Source organism: Bradyrhizobium sp. 1 (assembly GCF_023073315.1).
Lineage (GTDB): Bacteria > Pseudomonadota > Alphaproteobacteria > Rhizobiales > Xanthobacteraceae > Bradyrhizobium.
Genome location: NZ_JADPJH010000029.1, coordinates 7,678 through 25,271 on the forward strand (window position 1 = coordinate 7,678; position 17,594 = coordinate 25,271).

Here is a 17,594-nt window from a genome sequence, read left to right on the forward strand (position 1 = left end):
GGAGAGGCGAAGAGACTAAAACGGGCTCACCGAAAAATACCGCAGCCATAAATCCGTGTAGCGGCCTTTTTCCCAGACGCGGAACAGGGCCCAGTTCAGGGCTTGGCGCAGCACGTCATTGCCCTTGCGCACGGCGATGCCGATGCCCTCGCCGAAGAAGCGGCTCTCGACGAAGGGGCCGCCTGAGAACGCGCAGCAATCGCCGGAATCCGTGCCGTTGATCCAGAACGCGAACGAGATGGCGTCGCCGAAGATGAAATCGACCTCGCCTTTGCGCAAAGCACCGCGAAGCGCATCGTCATTGGGATAGGCGTGCAGCTCGGCGTCGGTGAACATCGCCTTCAGATACGCCTCGTGCGCGGAGCCGCCGACCACGCCGACCTTCTTGCCCTCGAGATATTCGGGGCGGATCTCCGGCATCACCGCATCCTTGCGCGAAACGAAACGCGCGGGCACCCGGTAATAGGGATCGGTGAAGTCGACGCGGGCGCGCAGCTGCGGGCTGACCGCCATCGAGGCGATGATGGCGTCGCCCCGGTTGGAGGAGAGCGCGTCGACCAGCGTCTCGAACCGGCGCATCTGCACCGTGCAGGTGACCTTGATCTCCTCGCACAGCGCGCGGGCCAAATCGACGTTGAAGCCGGCCGGGTTGCCGTCGGCGCCGGTGTAGTTGAACGGCGGATAGTCCGTCTCGGTCAGGAAGCGGATCACGGTCAGGCGCGACAGGTCCGGCCGCTCCGGCCGCCGCCTTGGGTCCCAGAAGCCGGGGACGGCTTGGGGGGCCGCCTGGGGTGCGGTTTGCGGCGTGGCCTGCTGCGTCCCCTGGGGCGCCGCCGGAGGCTGCTTGGCTGGTGCCTGCGCGTTCGCGTACGGCAGGCCTGCGAGCAGGCACGCGCCGACGGCGAGGCCTTTCAGCAAGCCACGGGCAGATTTGGACGATTTCGCCTGTTGCGATGGAGCCATCGGCCGGAAATGAACGAATTTCATTGGGATCGGAGGGCCTTATAGACCATCCGGCCGGGAACGCGAGCGCGGATTGCGGGGAGGTGCGCTCCCTCCCCGGCAAGCGGGAGAGGTTGCAGCGGAGCTCGCGGCAGACAGACGAGCCCTCAGAGATACCGCTTCAAATCCGCAGCCGCCTCTTCCGGGGTCCGCTTCAGGTTGAACGGCGAGACGAAGCGGCCGTCGCGGTCCATCAGATAGATCAGCGCGGTGTGGTCCATGGTGTAGTCGCCGTCCTTGGTCGGGACCTTCTTGGCATAAACCCGGTAGGAGGTGATCACCTTGGCGGTCTCGGCGGGGTCGCCGCTGAGGCCTTCGAGATGCGGGTCGAAGCTCGCCAGATAGTCCTTCATCGTCGCTGTCGTATCGCGCTCGGGATCGACCGAGATGAAGACGGCATTGACCTTGTCGGCGTCCTTGCCCATCGCGCGCAGCACTTCCGAGATCTCGAACAGCGAGGTCGGGCAGACGTCGGGGCAATGGGTGTAGCCGAAGAAGATCAGGGTCGGCTTGCCCTTCAGGTTCTTGTCGGTGACGGCCGCGCCGTGCTGGTCGGTGAGCTGGAACGGCCCGCCGATCGCGGCCGGCTGCGCCACCTTGCTGACCCCGCCCATGGCCCAGAACACGATCAGCAGCCCGAGGACGAGGCTTGCGGCAAAGGCGGTCGCGATCACCAGCGGGCGGGCGGCGGAGCTCATGAGCGGAAAACTTCCTGTCGGGCGTCAGAAGCAGGCGGCGAAGCCGGCCCTGATCATTTCGAAGAACATTTGGGAGCCGTAGTGGAACCAGAGCGCGAGCGCGCCGGCCACGACCAGCCCGCCGATGCCTGTGCCTGCCAACAGCAGCACGAACGGCAGCCGGCCGGCAGTGGGCGAATTGTCCGATACAGGATGCGCCGGGTGCAGCGGTTGAGCCATGACAACGATCGGGTGGAGGGTTCCCTGCCTTTGAAATAGGCGCTCGGGCGGGGCCGGGCAAGCGTGGCGGGGATGGCGGAGATCAATTGGTGATGAGGTGCTCGGCGGTCACCCCATACTCGTCATGGCCGGGACAAGCCCGGCCATGACGAAAGATAAAGATCGGCGTGGAAACGACCGACTTCCGCTTATCGCGACGACGGCTTGAGCGCCGAGGCCTGTGCGTCCAGGTAGCAGGGCTTGTACATGGCCTGGAGCTGCTTGCCCTTCAGGAACAGCATGTGCGGGGTGAGGCCGCCGCGTTGGTTGATCCAGCGCCTCACCTGCGAGGGATACATCGCATAGAGCATCTGGGTCGCTTCGGAGTTGGTCACGGCGCGGCCGTTGGTGCCGAAATCCCAGGCGGCGTGGAAGCCCAGCGTCGCGTGCGAGGTCACACAGATGCGGTCGTGCGGGATGGCGCCGAGGACGATGGTACAGGCCGAAGCGCAGAGGCCGTCAATGATCACGGTGTCACCGGACTGGCGCAGGTCCTGGTATTTGTCGACATAAGTTCCGATCCGTCCACCACGGTCATCCGCGATGCGAACCACCGCGTGAGAAGCCCCCATGCAACCGATCAGGAGGACCGCCGCCAGCAACCCCGTCAGAAACTTCATTGTCCCCCGCCCCAGTCGAATTCGAATCTTCGTGTCAGGTGGTGATGCGTCGCTAGCGTCTGTCGTAACCAAGGTTTTGTCTAGGCACGCCGGCTCGCTCAAAACAAATTCAAATCCAGTGTTGCGTCCGCGCTGCACTCAGGCCCGTTTCAATCCCAAAGTGGAACAAGTTAACGAACTCTTACGCGCCTGGCCCTTGATCTCAGTTGCAACCGCTGGCTTCAATCCCGGGCAACTACAGGGGGGAACCGATGGTGGGGGAAACACATGGCTGAAGAGACTGATGTCATCGTTGTCGGTGCAGGACTGTCGGGACTGGTTGCCGCAACCGAGATTGCCGACGCCGGCAAGCGGGTGATCGTGGTCGACCAGGAGGGCGAGCAGTCGCTCGGCGGCCAGGCGTTCTGGTCGTTCGGCGGATTGTTTCTGGTCAATTCGCCGGAGCAGCGCCGGCTGGGCATCAAGGACTCCCAAGAGCTCGCCATGCAGGACTGGCTCGGCACCGCCGGCTTCGACCGCGACGAGGACTTTTGGCCGCGCCAATGGGCCGAGGCCTATGTGGCATTCGCGGCCGGCGAGAAGCGCGACTGGCTGCGAGCGATGGGCCATCGCATCTTCCCCGTGGTCGGCTGGGCCGAACGCGGCGGCTATGACGCGATGGGCCACGGCAATTCGGTGCCGCGCTTTCACGTCACCTGGGGCACCGGTCCGGGCATCGTCGAACCGTTCGAGCGCCGCGCACGCGAAGCAGTCAAAAGCGGACGGCTGACTTTCAAGTTCCGCCATCGCGTCGATGCGCTCTCCATCACCAATGGCACCGTGGATGGCATCAGCGGCGCGGTGCTCGCGCCTGATCACGTCGAGCGGGGAAAAAGCTCCTCGCGCACTATCGTCGGCGAATTTTCGCTGAAGGCGCAGGCCGTGATCGTGGCGTCCGGCGGCATCGGCGGCAATCACGAACTGGTGCGGCAGAACTGGCCAGAGCGGCTCGGCGAGCCGCCAAAGTTCATGATCTCCGGCGTGCCCGAGCATGTCGACGGCCGCATGATCGGCATCACCGAGAAATCAGGCGCCCGTCTGATCAACCGGGATCGCATGTGGCATTATGTGGAGGGCATCCAGAACTGGAATCCGATCTGGCCGCGCCACGGCATCCGCATCCTGCCCGGCCCCTCCTCGATGTGGTTCGACGCCACCGGCACGCGACTGCCGCCGCCGCTCTTCCCGGGGTCCGACACGCTCGGCCAGCTCCAATACATCATGTCCACCGGATACGATTATTCCTGGTTCATCCTGACCCAGAGCATCATCAAGAAGGAGTTTGCGCTGTCGGGCTCGGAGCAGAACCCTGATCTCACCGGCAAGAGCTGGCGCATGACGATCAAACGCGCCACCAACAAGGGCGCGCCGGCGCCGGTGGAAGCGTTCAAAAGCCATGGTGTCGACTTCATCGTACGCGACAAGATCGAGGATCTCGTCGCCGCCATGAACAAGCTCGCCGGCGGCGACCTCCTCAAGCTCGAGCACATCAGGATGCAGATCGAGGCGCGCGACCGCGAGATCGCCAATCCCTACGTCAAGGATGCGCAGGTGATGAACATCCACAACGCGCGGCGCTACATCGGCGACAAGCTGATCCGCACGGCGTCGCCGCACCGGATCCTCGATCCCGCGCAGGGGCCGCTGATCGCCGTCAAGCTCAACATCCTGACACGCAAGACGCTCGGCGGCTTCGAGACCGACCTGGACTCCCGCGTATTCGGCAGCGAGGGCAGCGTCATTCCCGGCCTCTATGCGGTCGGCGAAGCCGCCGGCTTCGGCGGCGGCGGCGTGCACGGCTATCGCTCGCTGGAAGGCACCTTCCTCGGCGGCTGCCTGTTCTCGGGCCGCAATGCGGGCCGCGCCGCGGCGAAGGCCGTGGGCTGATCATGCGGCGGTGGACGCACATCTGGGCGCTTCTTGCCGGTCTCGCCGCCGCCCCGGCTGCGTCCGCCGAGACGATCGACGTCAACGGCGTGATGCGATCCTACACTGCGCAACTGCCGGCGAAACGGCCGGCACCGCTCGTGATCGTGCTGCATGGCAAGACCCAGCGCGGCGCCGACATGATCACGCGGACGGCGTGGCCACTGATCGCGAAGCGCGACGGCTTCTCGGTGGCCTATCCCGACGGGCTGAACAACGCGTGGGCCGATGCACGGCCCGAGGAGCGGCGCGCCGGCCGCGGCCCGCCTGAGGGGACCGACGACGTCGCTTTCATCACCAGGCTGGTCGAGAAGCTGGTGGCCGACGGCACCGCCGATGGCAGGCGCGTCTATGTCACCGGCATCTCCAATGGCGGCGCGATGACGATGACGCTGGTCTGCGCGCGTCCCGATCTGTTCGCGGCCGGGGCAAGCGTGATCATGAACCTCACCGACGAATCGGCCGCCGCCTGCCATCCCTCGCGCGGCCTGCCGATGCTGATCATGAACGGCACGGTCGATCCGCTGATCCCCTACGAAGGCGGCCGCGGCTCGAGCTATTTTGCCGCCGACGGATTTTGGCCGACCAGCAAGACCGTGGCATTCTGGCGCAAGCTCAATGGCTGCGATGCGAACGACGCCACGACCGCCGACCTGCCCGACAAGAACCCCGCGGACCAGTCCACCGTCACGCGGATCACCTCGCGCTGCCCGATCGGGCACGATGTCCTGCTTTATCGTGTCAACAACGGCGGCCATCGCATGCCCGGACTTTTTCCAGACGCCCACTTCCCGAAGCTCGCCGCCGGCCTGCTCGGGCCGCAAAACGGCGACATCGACGGCGCCGAGGCGATCTGGACGTTCTTCAGTCAATTTCCCTGAGGCCGCGCATGCTGGCCGGCGACGCATACGTGCCTGGCAACGCATGCGTGCTCGGCAACGCATGCGTGCCGGGGGTGGCAGAGCGCGGGTCGCTGGGCTAGACAGGGCCGCCATTCCAGCAGGAGATCCCAAATGAGCATTCAGCGTTTTGAAACCGGCCCGCGCATGAGCCAGGTCGTCGTGCACGGCAACACCGTCTATCTTGCCGGCGTCGTCGCCAGCAACGCGGCCGGCGAGAGCGTGACCAAGCAGACCCAGGACATCCTGAAGACCATCGACAGCCATCTCGCCAAGGCGGGCACCGACAAGTCAAAACTGCTCTCGGCCACGATCTACATCACCGACATGAAGACGTTTGGCGAGATGAACGCCGCGTGGGACGCCTGGGTCTCGCCCGGCAACACCCCGGCCCGCGCCACCGTCGAGGCCAAGCTCGCGGCGGCGCAATACACCGTCGAGATCATGGTGACGGCTGCGAAGTAATCCTCGCGCTGAAATTGTTGCGAACGTCTGAAGCGCGATGAGAGCATCATCGCGCTTCTTTTTTTGCGCGTGACGATGACCTCCGAGGTAATCGATTAGCGCACGCGAACCTTCGATAGTCGGGACAGCCGACCCCGGCGCCATCGAAGGAGCACCCCATGACCGACCCCGTCATCATCGCCCGCCGCTACATCGATCTCTGGAACGAGCGCACGACAAGCCGCCGGCGGGAATTGTTGAGCCAGAACTGGACGGCGGATGCGAGCTATGTCGATCCGCTGATGAAGGGCGACGGCCAGGACGGCATCGACGCGCTGATATCAGGCGTGCAGCAGCGCTTTCCCGATTTCAAGTTCACGCTGATCGGCGAGCCCAATGGCTTCGGCGACCATATCCGCTTCAGCTGGGGACTTGGCCCCGATGGCATCGACAGCCCGATCAAGGGAACGGATTTTGCGGTGCTGAAGGATGGGCGGATCAGGAGCATCACGGGATTTCTGGACCAGGTGCCGGCGGGCGCATGAGGATACGCTGCTCGTTGCTGCGCCCTCTCCCCTTGCGGGAGAGGGCATCTCCACTCGCAGACACAGGCTCACTGGGGTGAGGGGTTTCTCTCAGCGCATGAATCTCGCGAGTTGAACGCGTGGAGAGAGACCCCTCATCCGGCGCTTCGCGCCACCTTCTCCCACAAGGGGAGAAGGAAGAGGAGAGCGCGGCGACTTCAACTAATCGACAACCGATACGCCGCTTTCGCATTCGCCCCAAACGCCTTCTCGCGCACCTTTGGCCCGACCTTCGCCAGACACGCCTCCAGCGCGCTCTTGATCTCGCCATAGCTCCCGGCAAGCAGACACACCGGCCAGTCCGAGCCGAAGATCAGGCGATCCTCGCCGAAACATTTCGCGGCATGCTCGACAAACGGAAGCAGCCGCTCAGCATTCCAGTCGTCCCACTTCGCTTCCGTCGCGAGCCCCGAGATCTTGCACCAGACATTGCCGCACACCGCGAGCGCCTTGATGCGATCGGACCATTCGGCGCTGCCACCATCGACGATCGGCGGCTTTGCGGCGTGGTCGAGCACGAAACGCGCCTGCGGAAACGCCTGCGCCGTTCCGATCGCAGCGGGGAGCTCGCGGGTGCGGACGAGAAAATCATAGGTGAGATCGTGGGCGAACACTGCGGTGAGGCCGCGCTGGACGTCCTCGCGCAGCAGCCAGTCAGGATCGGCCTCGTCATGGACCTGGTGGCGGATGCCGACGAGCTTGTCGCCGCCGGGTGAAGCGCACAACCGGTCGAGCGTGTCGCCAAGCGCGCCATCCGTCAGATCGGCCCAGCCGACGACGCCAATCACCTGGGGCGTCGCATGCGCAATGCGCAAAAATTCCTCGGTCTCTTCCAGCGCGGAGCGGCACTGCACCACGATGCTCGCATCGATGCCGTTGGTTTTCAGCAATGGCGCGAGATCGGCGGGACCGAAGGCACGGCGGATCGGCGCTAGCTCGGGCGCATCCATCCAGGGATAGTCGGCGCGTGCGGGATCCCAGAAGTGCTGGTGGCCGTCGATGATCATGGCTCACGCTCCGCCCGGCAGCGGCGCGCGGGCATCGACGAGATTTTGTGCGCGCAGTTCCTGCCAGAAGGCAGGCGGCACCGGCGCCTGCGACATCGCAATGTTGTCGGCGACCTCGCCGGCGTTGCGCGCGCCGAGCACGGCGACCGTCACCGCCGGATGCGCCATGCAGAACTGAAGCGCGGCCGCCTTCAACTCGGTGCCGTGCTTGCGGCAGAGCTCGTCCAGTTCGATTGCTCGTGCGATCAGCGCCGCATCGGCATCCTCATAGTTGAACTTCGCGCCCGCCCCCGGGTTGGCAAGGATTCCGCTGTTGTAGATGCCGCCGAGCAGGATGCCGATGTTTTTGGCCGCGCAGACCGGAAACAGCGCATCCAGCGCGCCCTGGTCGAGCAGCGTGTAGCGTCCGGCAAGCAGGAAGCAGTCGACCGGCACGGCCTCGGCGAAACGGACCGGCATCTCCGACTGGTTCATGCCGGCGCCGATCGCCTTGACCGTCCCCTCGCTGCGCAGGCGCTGGAGCGCGCGGAACGCGCCGGCGACGGCCGCGTCATAATGATCGTCGGGGTCATGCACGAGCAGAACGTCGACGCGGTCGAGCCCGAGACGTGCCAGGCTCTCCTCGACCGAGCGCATCACGCCGTCATAAGAGAAATCGAACACCGGCCGCTCGCGCGGCGCGCCCTTGTAATGCTCGTCCTCGGCGGCAGCGCCATTGGGCGCACGCAGCAGGCGACCGACCTTGGTCGAGATGGCGTAGGACCCGCGCGGCTGTTGCCGCAGGAATGCGCCGAGCCGCCGTTCCGCCAAGCCAAAGCCGTAGAGCGGCGCGGTATCGTAGAAGCGGATGCCGGCCGACCAGCCGGCTGCGAACGTCGCTTCCGCGTCGGCATCGCTGACTGGAGCAAACAATCCGCCGAGCGGCGCGGTGCCGAGGCCGATCGAGGTGACGTCAAGTGAGCCCAGTCGCGAACGCTGCATTCCAATTCCTTCCAAACGCCAATATCTCTCCCGCCTGCGGGGACCGCAAGCGGGAGAGAGCATAGGAGTGTGGGGCTGGCGACACTCCTATTTTGATTCCGTTACTTCAACATCTGCGCGACGTTGTCCTTGGTGACGAGATCGAGGCCGGTATAGACGATCTCCGGCACCTTCTCGCCCTTCTTGATGGCGAGCAGCGTGTCCATCGCCTTCTCGCCCATCTCGAACGGACGCTGGCCGACCAGCGCGTTGGCATAGCCATCGCGCAACAGTTCAAGCTGCATCTTCAGCGTATCGGCGACCACCAGCGTGAACTTGCCGGAATCGATCTCCTTCTTGGACCTCGAGGCGAAGGCCTTGAAGCCTTCGGGGGCGAACATCGGCCAGCCGCCGACGGGAACAATCGCGGCAAGGTCGGGCGTTGCGGTGCGCATGTCCGTCATCTGCTGGACCGCGAGCGCGGGATCGTCGTTGCAGAACGTCGGCGAGCCCGCAACCTCGGCCCATTTCGAGCCCTTCAGCGCTTCGCGGACGCCGTCGACACGCTCCGCGAGGTTCTTGGCACCCGGACCGCCCGAGACCATCGCGTATTTGCCGCCGTCAGGCCGAAGCTTGAGCAATTGCTTGCCGAGCGCGACGCCGAATTCCTTGTTGTTGGTGCCGATATAGGCGATGCGCTTGGAGCCCGGTGCATCGGCATCGAAGGTGATGACGGGTATGCCGGCCGCGGTCGCCGCCTCGATCGACTTGGTCATGGCCGCGACGTCGGCAACCGAGATGGCGAGGCCGTCGACCTTCTGGGTGACGAAGTCCTGGATGATCTGCGCCTGCGTCGCCGGCTCGTGCTCCACCGGTCCCTTGTAGATGCACTCGATATTGCCGAGCTCCTTGGCCCGTTTCAGGCAGCCGTCGCGCGCAAAATCGAAGAACGGATTGTTCATCGCCTTGGGCACGATCACGAAGCGGTAGTTCGCCGCAAGCGCCGGCGTCGCCATCAGCGCGACGGCGATGCCGGCAAGAAGAAGTTTCCTCATTGTCTCCTCCACCCTTATTTAGCGCCTATCCTCTCGATAACGTCCGGGAAGCGGACAGGCGGCATTTTAGTTGCCCTCCCGGAACGTTCGTCACGTCAAATCATCCGCGAGCGGATGCGGTCGACCAGCACGGCCAGGATGATGATCACGCCCACCAGCGTCTGCTGCCAGTAGGAGCTGACCTGCGCCAGCACGAGACCGTTGCGGATCACTTCGAGCAGCACGCAGCCGACGATGGCCCCCAGCGGGCCACCGATGCCGCCGGCCAGATTGGCGCCGCCGATCACGGCCGCCGCGATCACGTTGAGCTCGTAGGACGTCGCCATGTTGGCCGGCGCAGATCCAAGCCAGCCGGAGATGATGATGCCCTGGAGTCCGGCCGCGAGCGCGCAGATCACGTAGACCTCGATCTTCACCCGCACCACCGGGATTCCGGTGAGTTCGGCCGCCTTCTCGTTGCCGCCGAGCGCGAAGACGTGGCGACCAAACGAAGTGTGGTGCAGCACCACCGCCATCGCCAGCGCGAGGACCACCAGATAGATGAAAGGCACGGGCAGGCCGAGTATGTCACCCGAGGTCAGTGCGTAGAAATAATCGGCATCCGGCCCGCCCGGAAAACTGCCGCGCCCATTGGACACGACATAGCCGAGCCCGCGCACGATCGAGAGCATGCCGAGCGTGGTCACGAACGGCGACAAGCCCAGCACCGCGATGCAGAAGCCGTTGACGAGACCTCCGATCAGCGCGACGCCGAGGCCGGCGAGGATCGAGACCAGCAAGATCAGGCCCGGTACGTTGGCCAGCACCGTCTTGCCGTCGGCCGCCATATGCACGAACAGCGCGCCCGCGGGCGAGCCGGGCGTCGACAACTCGGTCATCACCATCGAGGTGATCATGGCCGAGAAGCACATCATCGATCCGACCGACAGATCGATGCCGCCGGTGATGATCACGAAGGTGACGCCGAGGGTAGCGATGGCGATGAAGGAAAAATTCTTCGCCACGTTCTGCATGTTGCCTTCGGTGAAGAAATACGGGCTGGCGAAATGCATGATCACCAGCAGCACGGCGAGTGCGAGCAGCACGTAGCCGGTCTGCGAGGCGAAGATGCCGCGCTGCCACCATTTGATCTTGCCGACATTCGAGAACGTGACGGGAGATTCCAGGGGCATGGCCATCACGCCGCCTCCTTCGCGCCGGTGATGAGGGCGGTGACTTCCTCGGGGGAGGTCTGGTGGATCGGCTTGTCGGCCCGCTTCTCGCCGCGGCGCATGACGATGACGCGGTCGCACACCGCGAACACGTCGGGCATGCGGTGCGAGATCAGCATCACGGCGACGCCCTGCTCCTTCAGCCGGTGGATCAGGCCCAGCACCTGCTCGACCTGGCGGACCGAGATCGCGGCGGTCGGCTCGTCCATCATCACCAGCCTTGCGTTGGAGAGCCGCGTCCGCGCGATCGCGACCGCCTGGCGCTGGCCGCCCGACATCTGCTTGACGAGGTCATCGGGCCGCGTCTCCGAGCGCAGCTCGCCGAACAGCTCCAGCGCGCGCGCCGCCATCGCCTTGTGGTCGAGCAAGGCAAGCGGCCCAAATCTGCGCTTCAGCTCGCGGCCGAGGAAGACGTTGGCGGCGGCCGTCAGATTGTCGGCGAGCGCGAGGTCCTGATAGACGACCTCGATGCCGATTGCTCGGGCATCGATTGGCCGGCTGAAATGGACCGCATCGCCGGCAAAGCGGATCTCGCCATGGCTGGGGCGGAAATTGCCGGCGATGATCTTGACCAGCGTCGACTTGCCGGCACCGTTGTCGCCCATCAGGCCGACCACTTCGCCCGGCAACACATGCATGTCGACGCCATGCAGCGCGCGGATCGCGCCGAACTCCTTGCCGATGCCGGAGAGCTCCAGGACCGGTGTTACGTCAGCACTTGTCATCGGCGGCCTCGCTCAGAGATGGCGGTTGACCAGGGATTCCAGATATTCCTGCCGCCCCGAGCGCGGCTGCGGGTCGAAGCCGGGGCTCATCGCATGGTCGGCGAGATCGGCGAGCGAACGCTGGCCGCCGAGAATGGCCCGGCCCTCGGGGCCGGCCCATCCCTCGTAGCGCGTGGCGAGTGGCGTCGTGAGGGCGCCGGCATCGATCATGTCGGCGGCGGCCAGGAAGGCGCGCGCGCAGGCGTCCATCGAGCCGACATGGGCATGGATGAGGTCGTCGGGATCGATCGACTGGCGGCGGATCTTGGCGTCGAAATTCAGCCCGCCCGAAGTGAAGCCGCCGCGATTCAGCATCTCGTGGAACACCAGTGCCAGTTCGCCGACGTTCATCGCGAACTGGTCGGTATCCCAGCCGAGCAGATCGTCGCCGCGGTTGATATCGAGCGAACCAAACACGCCCAGCGCCTCGGCCAGCGCGACCTCGTGATGGAAGGAATGGCCTGCGAGGATGGCGTGGTTCTGCTCGATGTTGAGCTTGACGTCCTTGAGGAGATCGTAGCGTTCCAGGAAGCCGTAGCAGGTGGCGACGTCGAAATCATACTGATGCTTGGTCGGCTCCTTCGGCTTGGGCTCGATCAGGATCGGACCCTTGAAGCCGATCTTGTGCTTGTGCTCGACCACGAGCGCGACGAAGCGGCCGAGCTGGTCGAGCTCGCGCTTGAGATCGGTGTTGAGCAGCGTCTCGTAGCCCTCGCGGCCGCCCCACATCACGTAATTCTGGCCACCGAGCCGGTGCGTCACCTCGAGCGCGGCGCGGACCTGGCCGGCCGCATAGGTGAAGATCTCGGGGTCCGGATTGGTTGCGGCGCCCGCCATGTAACGGCGATGCGTGAACAGGTTTGCGGTGCCCCAGAGCAGGCGGACTTTTGCGGAAGCCATCTTTTCTTCGAACACATCCGCGATCGCGTTGAGATTGGCGACGGATTCGCGGAGCGAAGCGCCTTCCGGTGCGGCATCGACGTCGTGAAAGGTGAAGAAGGGCACGTCGAGCAGACGAAACAATTCGAAGGCGGCATCGGCCTTGGCGCGCGCCATTGCCATCGCATCTGAGCCGCGATGCCAGGGCCGCAAAAAGGTCTCGCCACCGAAGGGATCGCCGCCCGGCCAGCACAGCGAATGCCAATAACAGACTGCAAAGCGCAAATGATCCTCGAGCCTGCGGCCATGCACGAGCCGGTCCTTGTCGTACCAGCGGAAGGCATGCGTGCTTGCCGCATCCTTGCCGGCAAAGGCGACAGGCGTGCTTGCATCGAAGAATTTGGCTGACGCGTTCACTTGAGGCTCTCCTTCAACGCGGGATAAAGCGCGCGCCAGCGGCGATAGGCATCGTCATAGACGGATGCGACGGATGCGCGGGGCACAAAGCTTGCGAGCCGGCGCGGGCGGACGCAGATTTCGGCCGGATCTTCACCGGTGGCGGCAAGGCGCCCGAGCCGCGCGGCGCCCAGCGCTGCGCCGACCTCGCCCTCCTCGACGCGGTGGACGGGAATCCCGAGCACGTCGGCGCAGATCTGCGCCCATAGCGGCGAACGCGAACCGCCGCCGACGAGATCGACTTCAGTGATAGGCCCGCTCGCCGCGCTCAGTGCTGCCAGATTGTCGCGCGCGGCGAAGGCGACACCTTCGAGCACGGCCTGCACGATCTGGCCGCGGCCGGTCGCGCCTCGCAAGCCGACGAAGGCGCCGCTGGCGGCGGCATCGTTGTGCGGTGTGCGTTCGCCGTCGAGATAGGGCAGGAATTTGATCGGGCTTGGCCCATCGACGCGCTCGCCGAGCGGCGCCAGCAGGGCTGCGGCCGATGTCTCCATCACACCCGCGAGCCAGGCGAGCGAGGCCGCCGCCGACAGCATCACGCCCATCTGGTGCCAGAGGCCGGGCAGTGCGTGGCAGAACGCATGAACGGCGGAGGCCGGCGCCGGCGCGAAGCGATCGGTGACGCGGAACACCACACCTGAGGTTCCCAGTGACAGAAACGCATCGCCGGGCGCGATCGCGCCGAGCCCGATCGCGCTCGCGGCATTATCGCCGGCGCCACCCGCGACCACGACGTCTTTGGCCATGCCCCAACGCCGCGCGAAGTCCGGCGCAAGCACCGCGCTCACCTCGCTGCCCTCGACGAGGCGCGGCATGTGATTCAGATCGAGCCCGGTCGCATGCAGCAGCGCTTCCGACCAGCGGCGGCCGCCGACGTCGAGCCACAGCGTGCCGGCCGCGTCCGACATGTCCTCGACCATCTCGCCGGTGAGGCGATAACGAACATAGGCCTTCGGCAGCAGCACTTTTGCAACCCGCGCGAATATCTCAGGCTCATGCCGCGCGACCCACAGCAGCTTCGGCGCGGTGAAGCCGGGCATCGCGAGATTTCCGGCGATCGTGTGCAGCGACGGACAGCGCCGCTCCAGCTCGCCGCATTCAGCCTGCGAACGGCCGTCGTTCCAGAGGATCGCGGGGCGCAGCGGGCGGTTGTTCTCGCCCAGCAGCGTCGCGCCATGCATCTGGCCCGACAGCCCGATGCCCGCTACCCGCGCGAGATCGCGCGGATGGCGGCTTGCGAGATCATCGACCGCGCCGATCGCCGCATCGACCCAGGCGTCGGGATCCTGCTCGGACCACAGCGGCGCGGGATGCGACAGCGCAAGCTCACGTGCGGCCGTCGCGACAATCGCGCCGGCTTCGCTCGTGAGCACCGCCTTCACACCTGACGTGCCGATGTCCAGTCCGAGATACACGCCGTCCTCCCTGTCGCCCAATGCGCTCTGCGAACTTCAAGTCGCCTTCCCCGCAACGGGCCTTCTCGAAATTCGCGCCGCCGCTAGGGCAGATTGTCCCGCATCACGATGTCGATCCTGATCTTCTCCTGTTCGCGCAGGATCGGCTCGCCGCGGGCGAGCGCGAGCAGCACGCGCACGGCGGCGCGTGCCTCATGTCCCGGATTCTGCGAGATCGCGGCATCCATCACGCCCTGGAGCAGCAGCCGGCGCGTCAGCGCGGTGACGTCATGCCCGACGAACACGACCTTGTCGCGGCCGGCATCGCTCAACGCTTTCGCGACGCCTTGTGTGCCGGCACCGACGTTATAAAGGCCGACAATGTCAGCATGCCTGCCCAACAGCCGCGCCAGCAGCTGTCCGGAACGGTCGTCCTCGTCGCGCCCTTCCAGCACCGGCAGCACGCTCAGCTCCGGAAATTCCGACGCCATCACCTGGTTGAAGCCAAAAATGCGCTCGGCGTGATCGCGCAAGCCCTGCGATCCCGCGACGATTGCGACCTTGCCGGACCGCCCGCCAGCCAGCCGCCCGACCAGCGCACCCGCGGTGCGCCCCGCCGCGATGTTGTCGATGCCGACATAATGGTGGCGGCGCGATGACGGCACGTCCGAGACCAGCGTGACGACCCTGGTGCCGGCATCGACGAGATCGTTGACGGCGGCTCGGACGCGGGGATGGTCCAGCGCGACCACGGCGACGCCGTCGTAATCGGCCGACAGCGCCTCCAGCGAGGCCGCGAGCACGGACGGATCGAACACGTCAGTCGCAATCATCTCGACGTTGAGCCGGCGCGCCGAGAGCCAGGCCGACATCTCGCCGAGATAGGCCTCGATCTGCTGCATGAACGGGTTCGGCCCCGACGGCATCACGAAGGCGAAACGGCGGGCCCGGCCGCGGGCGAGCTCGGCCGCGGCCACATGCGGCTGGAAGGCGTTGCGCTCGATCGCCTCTTGGACGCGCCGGACCGTATCCGGCCGGACGCCGGGGCGGTTGTGCAGGACGCGGTCCACGGTCGCGAGGCTGACACCCGCCTGGCGGGCGATGTCCTTCAGCGTCAGCGCGGTCGCGGTGAGGGTATCGGCCATGGCCGAAGGCTAGCAGAGGTGTTTTGAGGTACGCAACTCATTTTGAGGGGCGGCGGCGATTTTCGTTCTGCCGCTGTTAGGAACAGCTGTTCCGGTCGGCCGTTGCCGCCGCGTGCGTAACGACATCACCCATGATCCCAGCGAGGGACTGAGCCCGACGCTGGAGCGTAACATTCAGGCGCTGGTGGAGCGCCGCCGCCGCGAGCAACAAGCGGCAAGGGGCCAGGACAAGGTCGCGGACGCCGTCACGGCCTTCACCGGCAGCATGACTTTCGTCTTCCTCCACCTCGCCGTGTTCGGCTTCTGGATCATCGCCAATTTGCATTGGCTGCCGGGGATCCCGGCCTGGGACGAGAGCTTCGTGGTACTGGCGATGATCGCTTCGGTCGAGGCGATCTTCCTCTCCACCTTCGTCCTGATCTCGCAGAACCGCATGACGGCGGCCGCCGACAAGCGCGCCGACCTCGATCTCCAGATCAGCCTGCTCGCGGAACACGAACTGACCAAGGTTGCCCGCCTGCTCACCCAGATCGCCGAACGGCTCGACGTCAAGCCGGACGCGAAGCGCGACCTGGAGGAAGCGGCCCGGGACATCGCGCCGGAGCGCGTGCTCGACAAGATCGAGGAGACGCGCCCCTGAGCTATCGGCCCGCCGGCACTGACAGGTCCAGCGTCAGGAACAGGCTGTTGGGATCCTCGGCATACCCCTCGAACGGGCCGCAATCGACAAAACCGTGCGCCCGGTACAGCGCATGCGCGGGCTTGAAATAATCCCACGAGCCGGTCTCGAGGCTGAGCCGCGTCAAGCTGCGCGCACGTGCCTCCGTGACGATGTGGCGGAGCATCTGGCCACCGAAGCCACGCCGCCGCGTCGTTTGCAGTGTGTGCATCGATTTCACCTCGCCATGATGAGCCGAGAGCATCTTTAGCGCGCCGGTGGCGACCAGCGTGTCGCCGTCCCAGCCGGTCCAGAACGCGACGTCGCGTGCGCGAAGCCCCGCCAGATCGAGCGCATGGGCGCTGCCCGGCGCGGTCTGCGCCCGCGCCGCCGTGACGTGATGATCGAGCAACTCGATCACGCGGGGATCGGAGGTGTCGCCGGTCCGGATCTGCATGATCAGGGCCTCACAGCGCCTGCAAGACGCTTCTGCATGAGGACCATATCAAGCCAGCGGCCGAACTTGCAGCCGACCTCGGGCATTCGGCCGACCTCGGCAAAGCCGAATGACGCGTGCAGCGCGATGGAAGCGGAATTCGAGGCCTCGATCGCGGCCACCATCGTGTGCTTGCTCAGCGCCGTGGCACGCTCGATCAACGCAATCATCAGGCCGCGGCCGATGCCCGCGCGATGATGCCGCTCGTCGACATAGACGGAATTCTCGACCGTGTGTCGATAGCCGGGCCAGGGACGGAAATCGCCAAAGGACGCGAAGCCGACCACATCCCGGCCCTTCATGGCGACCAGAACGGGATAGCCGGCGTCCCGCCGCGCGCGGATCCACTCGCGCCGGGAAGCGAGATCAACCGGGCCGTCGGTCCAGACCGCGGTGGTGTTGACCGCGGCGTAATTGTAGATGGCCAAAATATCTTCGGCATCCTCTAACATGGCGTCCCGCACGATCAGCGACATCACATTTTCCCGTATGACGTTCCGCGCCGCGTAATGATGACGTAGCGCGCATCCTGTTTGGTTTCATTCTCGAACGTCACCGCGCGCATCACGTCGAAATCGAGACAGTCGCCGTCACGCAGGCGCACCGTCTTGGCATCGATATGCACGCAGACCGCGCCCTCCAGCATCAACAGCTGCTGGGTGAAGGCGTTGCGGCCCCAGGGGCTGTAGGACACGCGCGCGCCGGCCGGCAGGTCGACGACGATGATCTCGATGCCGCTTGCCGCATCCGGCGGCGAGGCGTGCCGGCGGCGATAGCCGCTGTCGGGATCGCGCCAATGCGGCTGGTCGGCAAGCCGCGTCAACCGCTCCGGCGGCTTCTCCGAAAGCGCGACGACGTCGCTCAGCGTGACATCGAGCGCCGCGCAGAGCTTGTTGAGCAGCGCAGCCGTCGCGCTGCTCTGCGCCCGCTCGACCCGTCCGATCATGGCCCGGCTGACGCCGGAGCGCGTTGCGAGTTCGTTCAACGTCATGCCCGCCTGCGTTCTCAACGTCTTCAAGCGACGACCGATCGCACGGTCGAGTTTTTGCTGGTCCATGGTCTCTGATCCGAACATTGCCCGACACGAGGACCGCACCGA

20 protein-coding genes are annotated in these 17,594 nt (G+C 65.6%); 5 read left to right on the forward strand and 15 right to left on the reverse strand.

Annotated elements, in window-relative coordinates:
• Window positions 1-15: 15 nt before the first annotated feature.
• The 4 genes from IVB29_RS24370 to IVB29_RS24385 all read right to left on the reverse strand — a co-directional run bounded on the left by IVB29_RS24370 (window position 16) and on the right by IVB29_RS24385 (window position 2,578).
• Window positions 16-963 carry a transporter substrate-binding domain-containing protein gene (locus tag IVB29_RS24370; RefSeq protein ID WP_247505998.1) on the reverse strand — a complete coding sequence of 316 codons (948 nt, stop codon included), beginning with the start codon at window positions 961-963 and terminating at the stop codon, window positions 16-18.
• Window positions 964-1,109: 146 nt separating this feature from the next.
• Entirely contained in the window at window positions 1,110-1,700 is a 591-nt protein-coding gene (locus tag IVB29_RS24375; protein ID WP_247505952.1) for an SCO family protein, read from the reverse strand.
• 24 nt (window positions 1,701-1,724) lie between these two features.
• Window positions 1,725-1,919: a hypothetical protein gene (locus tag IVB29_RS24380; RefSeq protein ID WP_247505953.1), complete on the reverse strand. Its 195-nt coding sequence runs from the start codon at window positions 1,917-1,919 to the stop codon at window positions 1,725-1,727.
• Between the two features lie 188 nt (window positions 1,920-2,107).
• Window positions 2,108-2,578 carry a hypothetical protein gene (locus IVB29_RS24385; protein WP_247505954.1) on the reverse strand — a complete coding sequence of 157 codons (471 nt, stop codon included), beginning with the start codon at window positions 2,576-2,578 and terminating at the stop codon, window positions 2,108-2,110.
• Window positions 2,579-2,845: 267 nt separating this feature from the next.
• Between IVB29_RS24385 and IVB29_RS24390 the strand changes: the two genes are divergently transcribed.
• The 4 genes from IVB29_RS24390 to IVB29_RS24405 all read left to right on the forward strand — a co-directional run bounded on the left by IVB29_RS24390 (window position 2,846) and on the right by IVB29_RS24405 (window position 6,431).
• Window positions 2,846-4,504 (forward strand): FAD-binding dehydrogenase, encoded by a 1,659-nt coding sequence (locus IVB29_RS24390; RefSeq protein WP_247505955.1) that lies wholly within the window; start codon window positions 2,846-2,848, stop codon window positions 4,502-4,504.
• A 2-nt stretch (window positions 4,505-4,506) separates the two neighbouring features.
• Window positions 4,507-5,424: a PHB depolymerase family esterase gene (locus tag IVB29_RS24395; protein ID WP_247505956.1), complete on the forward strand. Its 918-nt coding sequence runs from the start codon at window positions 4,507-4,509 to the stop codon at window positions 5,422-5,424.
• Window positions 5,425-5,556: 132 nt separating this feature from the next.
• Entirely contained in the window at window positions 5,557-5,907 is a 351-nt protein-coding gene (locus IVB29_RS24400; protein WP_247505957.1) for a RidA family protein, read from the forward strand.
• A 158-nt stretch (window positions 5,908-6,065) separates the two neighbouring features.
• Window positions 6,066-6,431, forward strand: a complete 366-nt coding sequence (locus IVB29_RS24405; protein ID WP_247505958.1) for a nuclear transport factor 2 family protein — start codon at window positions 6,066-6,068, stop codon at window positions 6,429-6,431.
• Between the two features lie 197 nt (window positions 6,432-6,628).
• Here the strand turns inward: IVB29_RS24405 and IVB29_RS24410 are convergent, their stop codons facing one another.
• From IVB29_RS24410 to IVB29_RS24445, 8 genes are all read right to left on the reverse strand, one after another.
• Window positions 6,629-7,477, reverse strand: coding sequence for an amidohydrolase family protein (locus IVB29_RS24410; protein ID WP_247505959.1), 849 nt, complete (start codon window positions 7,475-7,477; stop codon window positions 6,629-6,631).
• 3 nt (window positions 7,478-7,480) lie between these two features.
• Window positions 7,481-8,458 (reverse strand): aldo/keto reductase, encoded by a 978-nt coding sequence (locus tag IVB29_RS24415; RefSeq protein WP_247505960.1) that lies wholly within the window; start codon window positions 8,456-8,458, stop codon window positions 7,481-7,483.
• A gap of 101 nt (window positions 8,459-8,559) precedes the next feature.
• Window positions 8,560-9,492, reverse strand: coding sequence for a sugar-binding protein (locus IVB29_RS24420; RefSeq protein ID WP_247505961.1), 933 nt, complete (start codon window positions 9,490-9,492; stop codon window positions 8,560-8,562).
• A gap of 95 nt (window positions 9,493-9,587) precedes the next feature.
• Window positions 9,588-10,670, reverse strand: coding sequence for an ABC transporter permease (locus tag IVB29_RS24425; protein ID WP_247505962.1), 1,083 nt, complete (start codon window positions 10,668-10,670; stop codon window positions 9,588-9,590).
• Window positions 10,670-11,428: an ATP-binding cassette domain-containing protein gene (locus IVB29_RS24430; protein WP_247505963.1), complete on the reverse strand. Its 759-nt coding sequence runs from the start codon at window positions 11,426-11,428 to the stop codon at window positions 10,670-10,672. The genes IVB29_RS24425 and IVB29_RS24430 overlap by 1 nt, the downstream gene beginning before the upstream one ends.
• 12 nt (window positions 11,429-11,440) lie before the next feature.
• Entirely contained in the window at window positions 11,441-12,763 is a 1,323-nt protein-coding gene (gene xylA, locus IVB29_RS24435) for a xylose isomerase (protein WP_247505964.1), read from the reverse strand.
• Complete coding sequence (gene xylB, locus IVB29_RS24440; protein WP_247505965.1) at window positions 12,760-14,217, reverse strand: xylulokinase; 1,458 nt, start codon at window positions 14,215-14,217, stop codon at window positions 12,760-12,762. Before xylB ends, xylA begins: the two co-directional genes overlap by 4 nt.
• Window positions 14,218-14,300: 83 nt before the next feature.
• A complete protein-coding gene (locus IVB29_RS24445) occupies window positions 14,301-15,341 on the reverse strand; it encodes a LacI family DNA-binding transcriptional regulator (protein ID WP_247505966.1) in 1,041 nt (346 codons plus the stop codon).
• Window positions 15,342-15,453: 112 nt separating this feature from the next.
• Between IVB29_RS24445 and IVB29_RS24450 the strand changes: the two genes are divergently transcribed.
• Window positions 15,454-15,981, forward strand: coding sequence for a DUF1003 domain-containing protein (locus IVB29_RS24450; RefSeq protein ID WP_247505967.1), 528 nt, complete (start codon window positions 15,454-15,456; stop codon window positions 15,979-15,981).
• A gap of 1 nt (window position 15,982) precedes the next feature.
• Here IVB29_RS24450 and IVB29_RS24455 read toward each other — a convergent pair whose 3' ends face one another.
• Genes IVB29_RS24455 through IVB29_RS24465 form a run of 3 tightly spaced genes read right to left on the reverse strand, consistent with a single transcriptional unit; the run spans window position 15,983 to window position 17,552 of the window.
• Window positions 15,983-16,456, reverse strand: a complete 474-nt coding sequence (locus IVB29_RS24455) for a GNAT family N-acetyltransferase (RefSeq protein WP_247505968.1) — start codon at window positions 16,454-16,456, stop codon at window positions 15,983-15,985.
• A gap of 2 nt (window positions 16,457-16,458) precedes the next feature.
• A complete protein-coding gene (locus IVB29_RS24460; RefSeq protein ID WP_247505969.1) occupies window positions 16,459-16,971 on the reverse strand; it encodes a GNAT family N-acetyltransferase in 513 nt (170 codons plus the stop codon).
• Window positions 16,971-17,552, reverse strand: a complete 582-nt coding sequence (locus tag IVB29_RS24465; protein ID WP_247505970.1) for an XRE family transcriptional regulator — start codon at window positions 17,550-17,552, stop codon at window positions 16,971-16,973. The genes IVB29_RS24460 and IVB29_RS24465 overlap by 1 nt, the downstream gene beginning before the upstream one ends.
• Window positions 17,553-17,594: the final 42 nt, after the last annotated feature.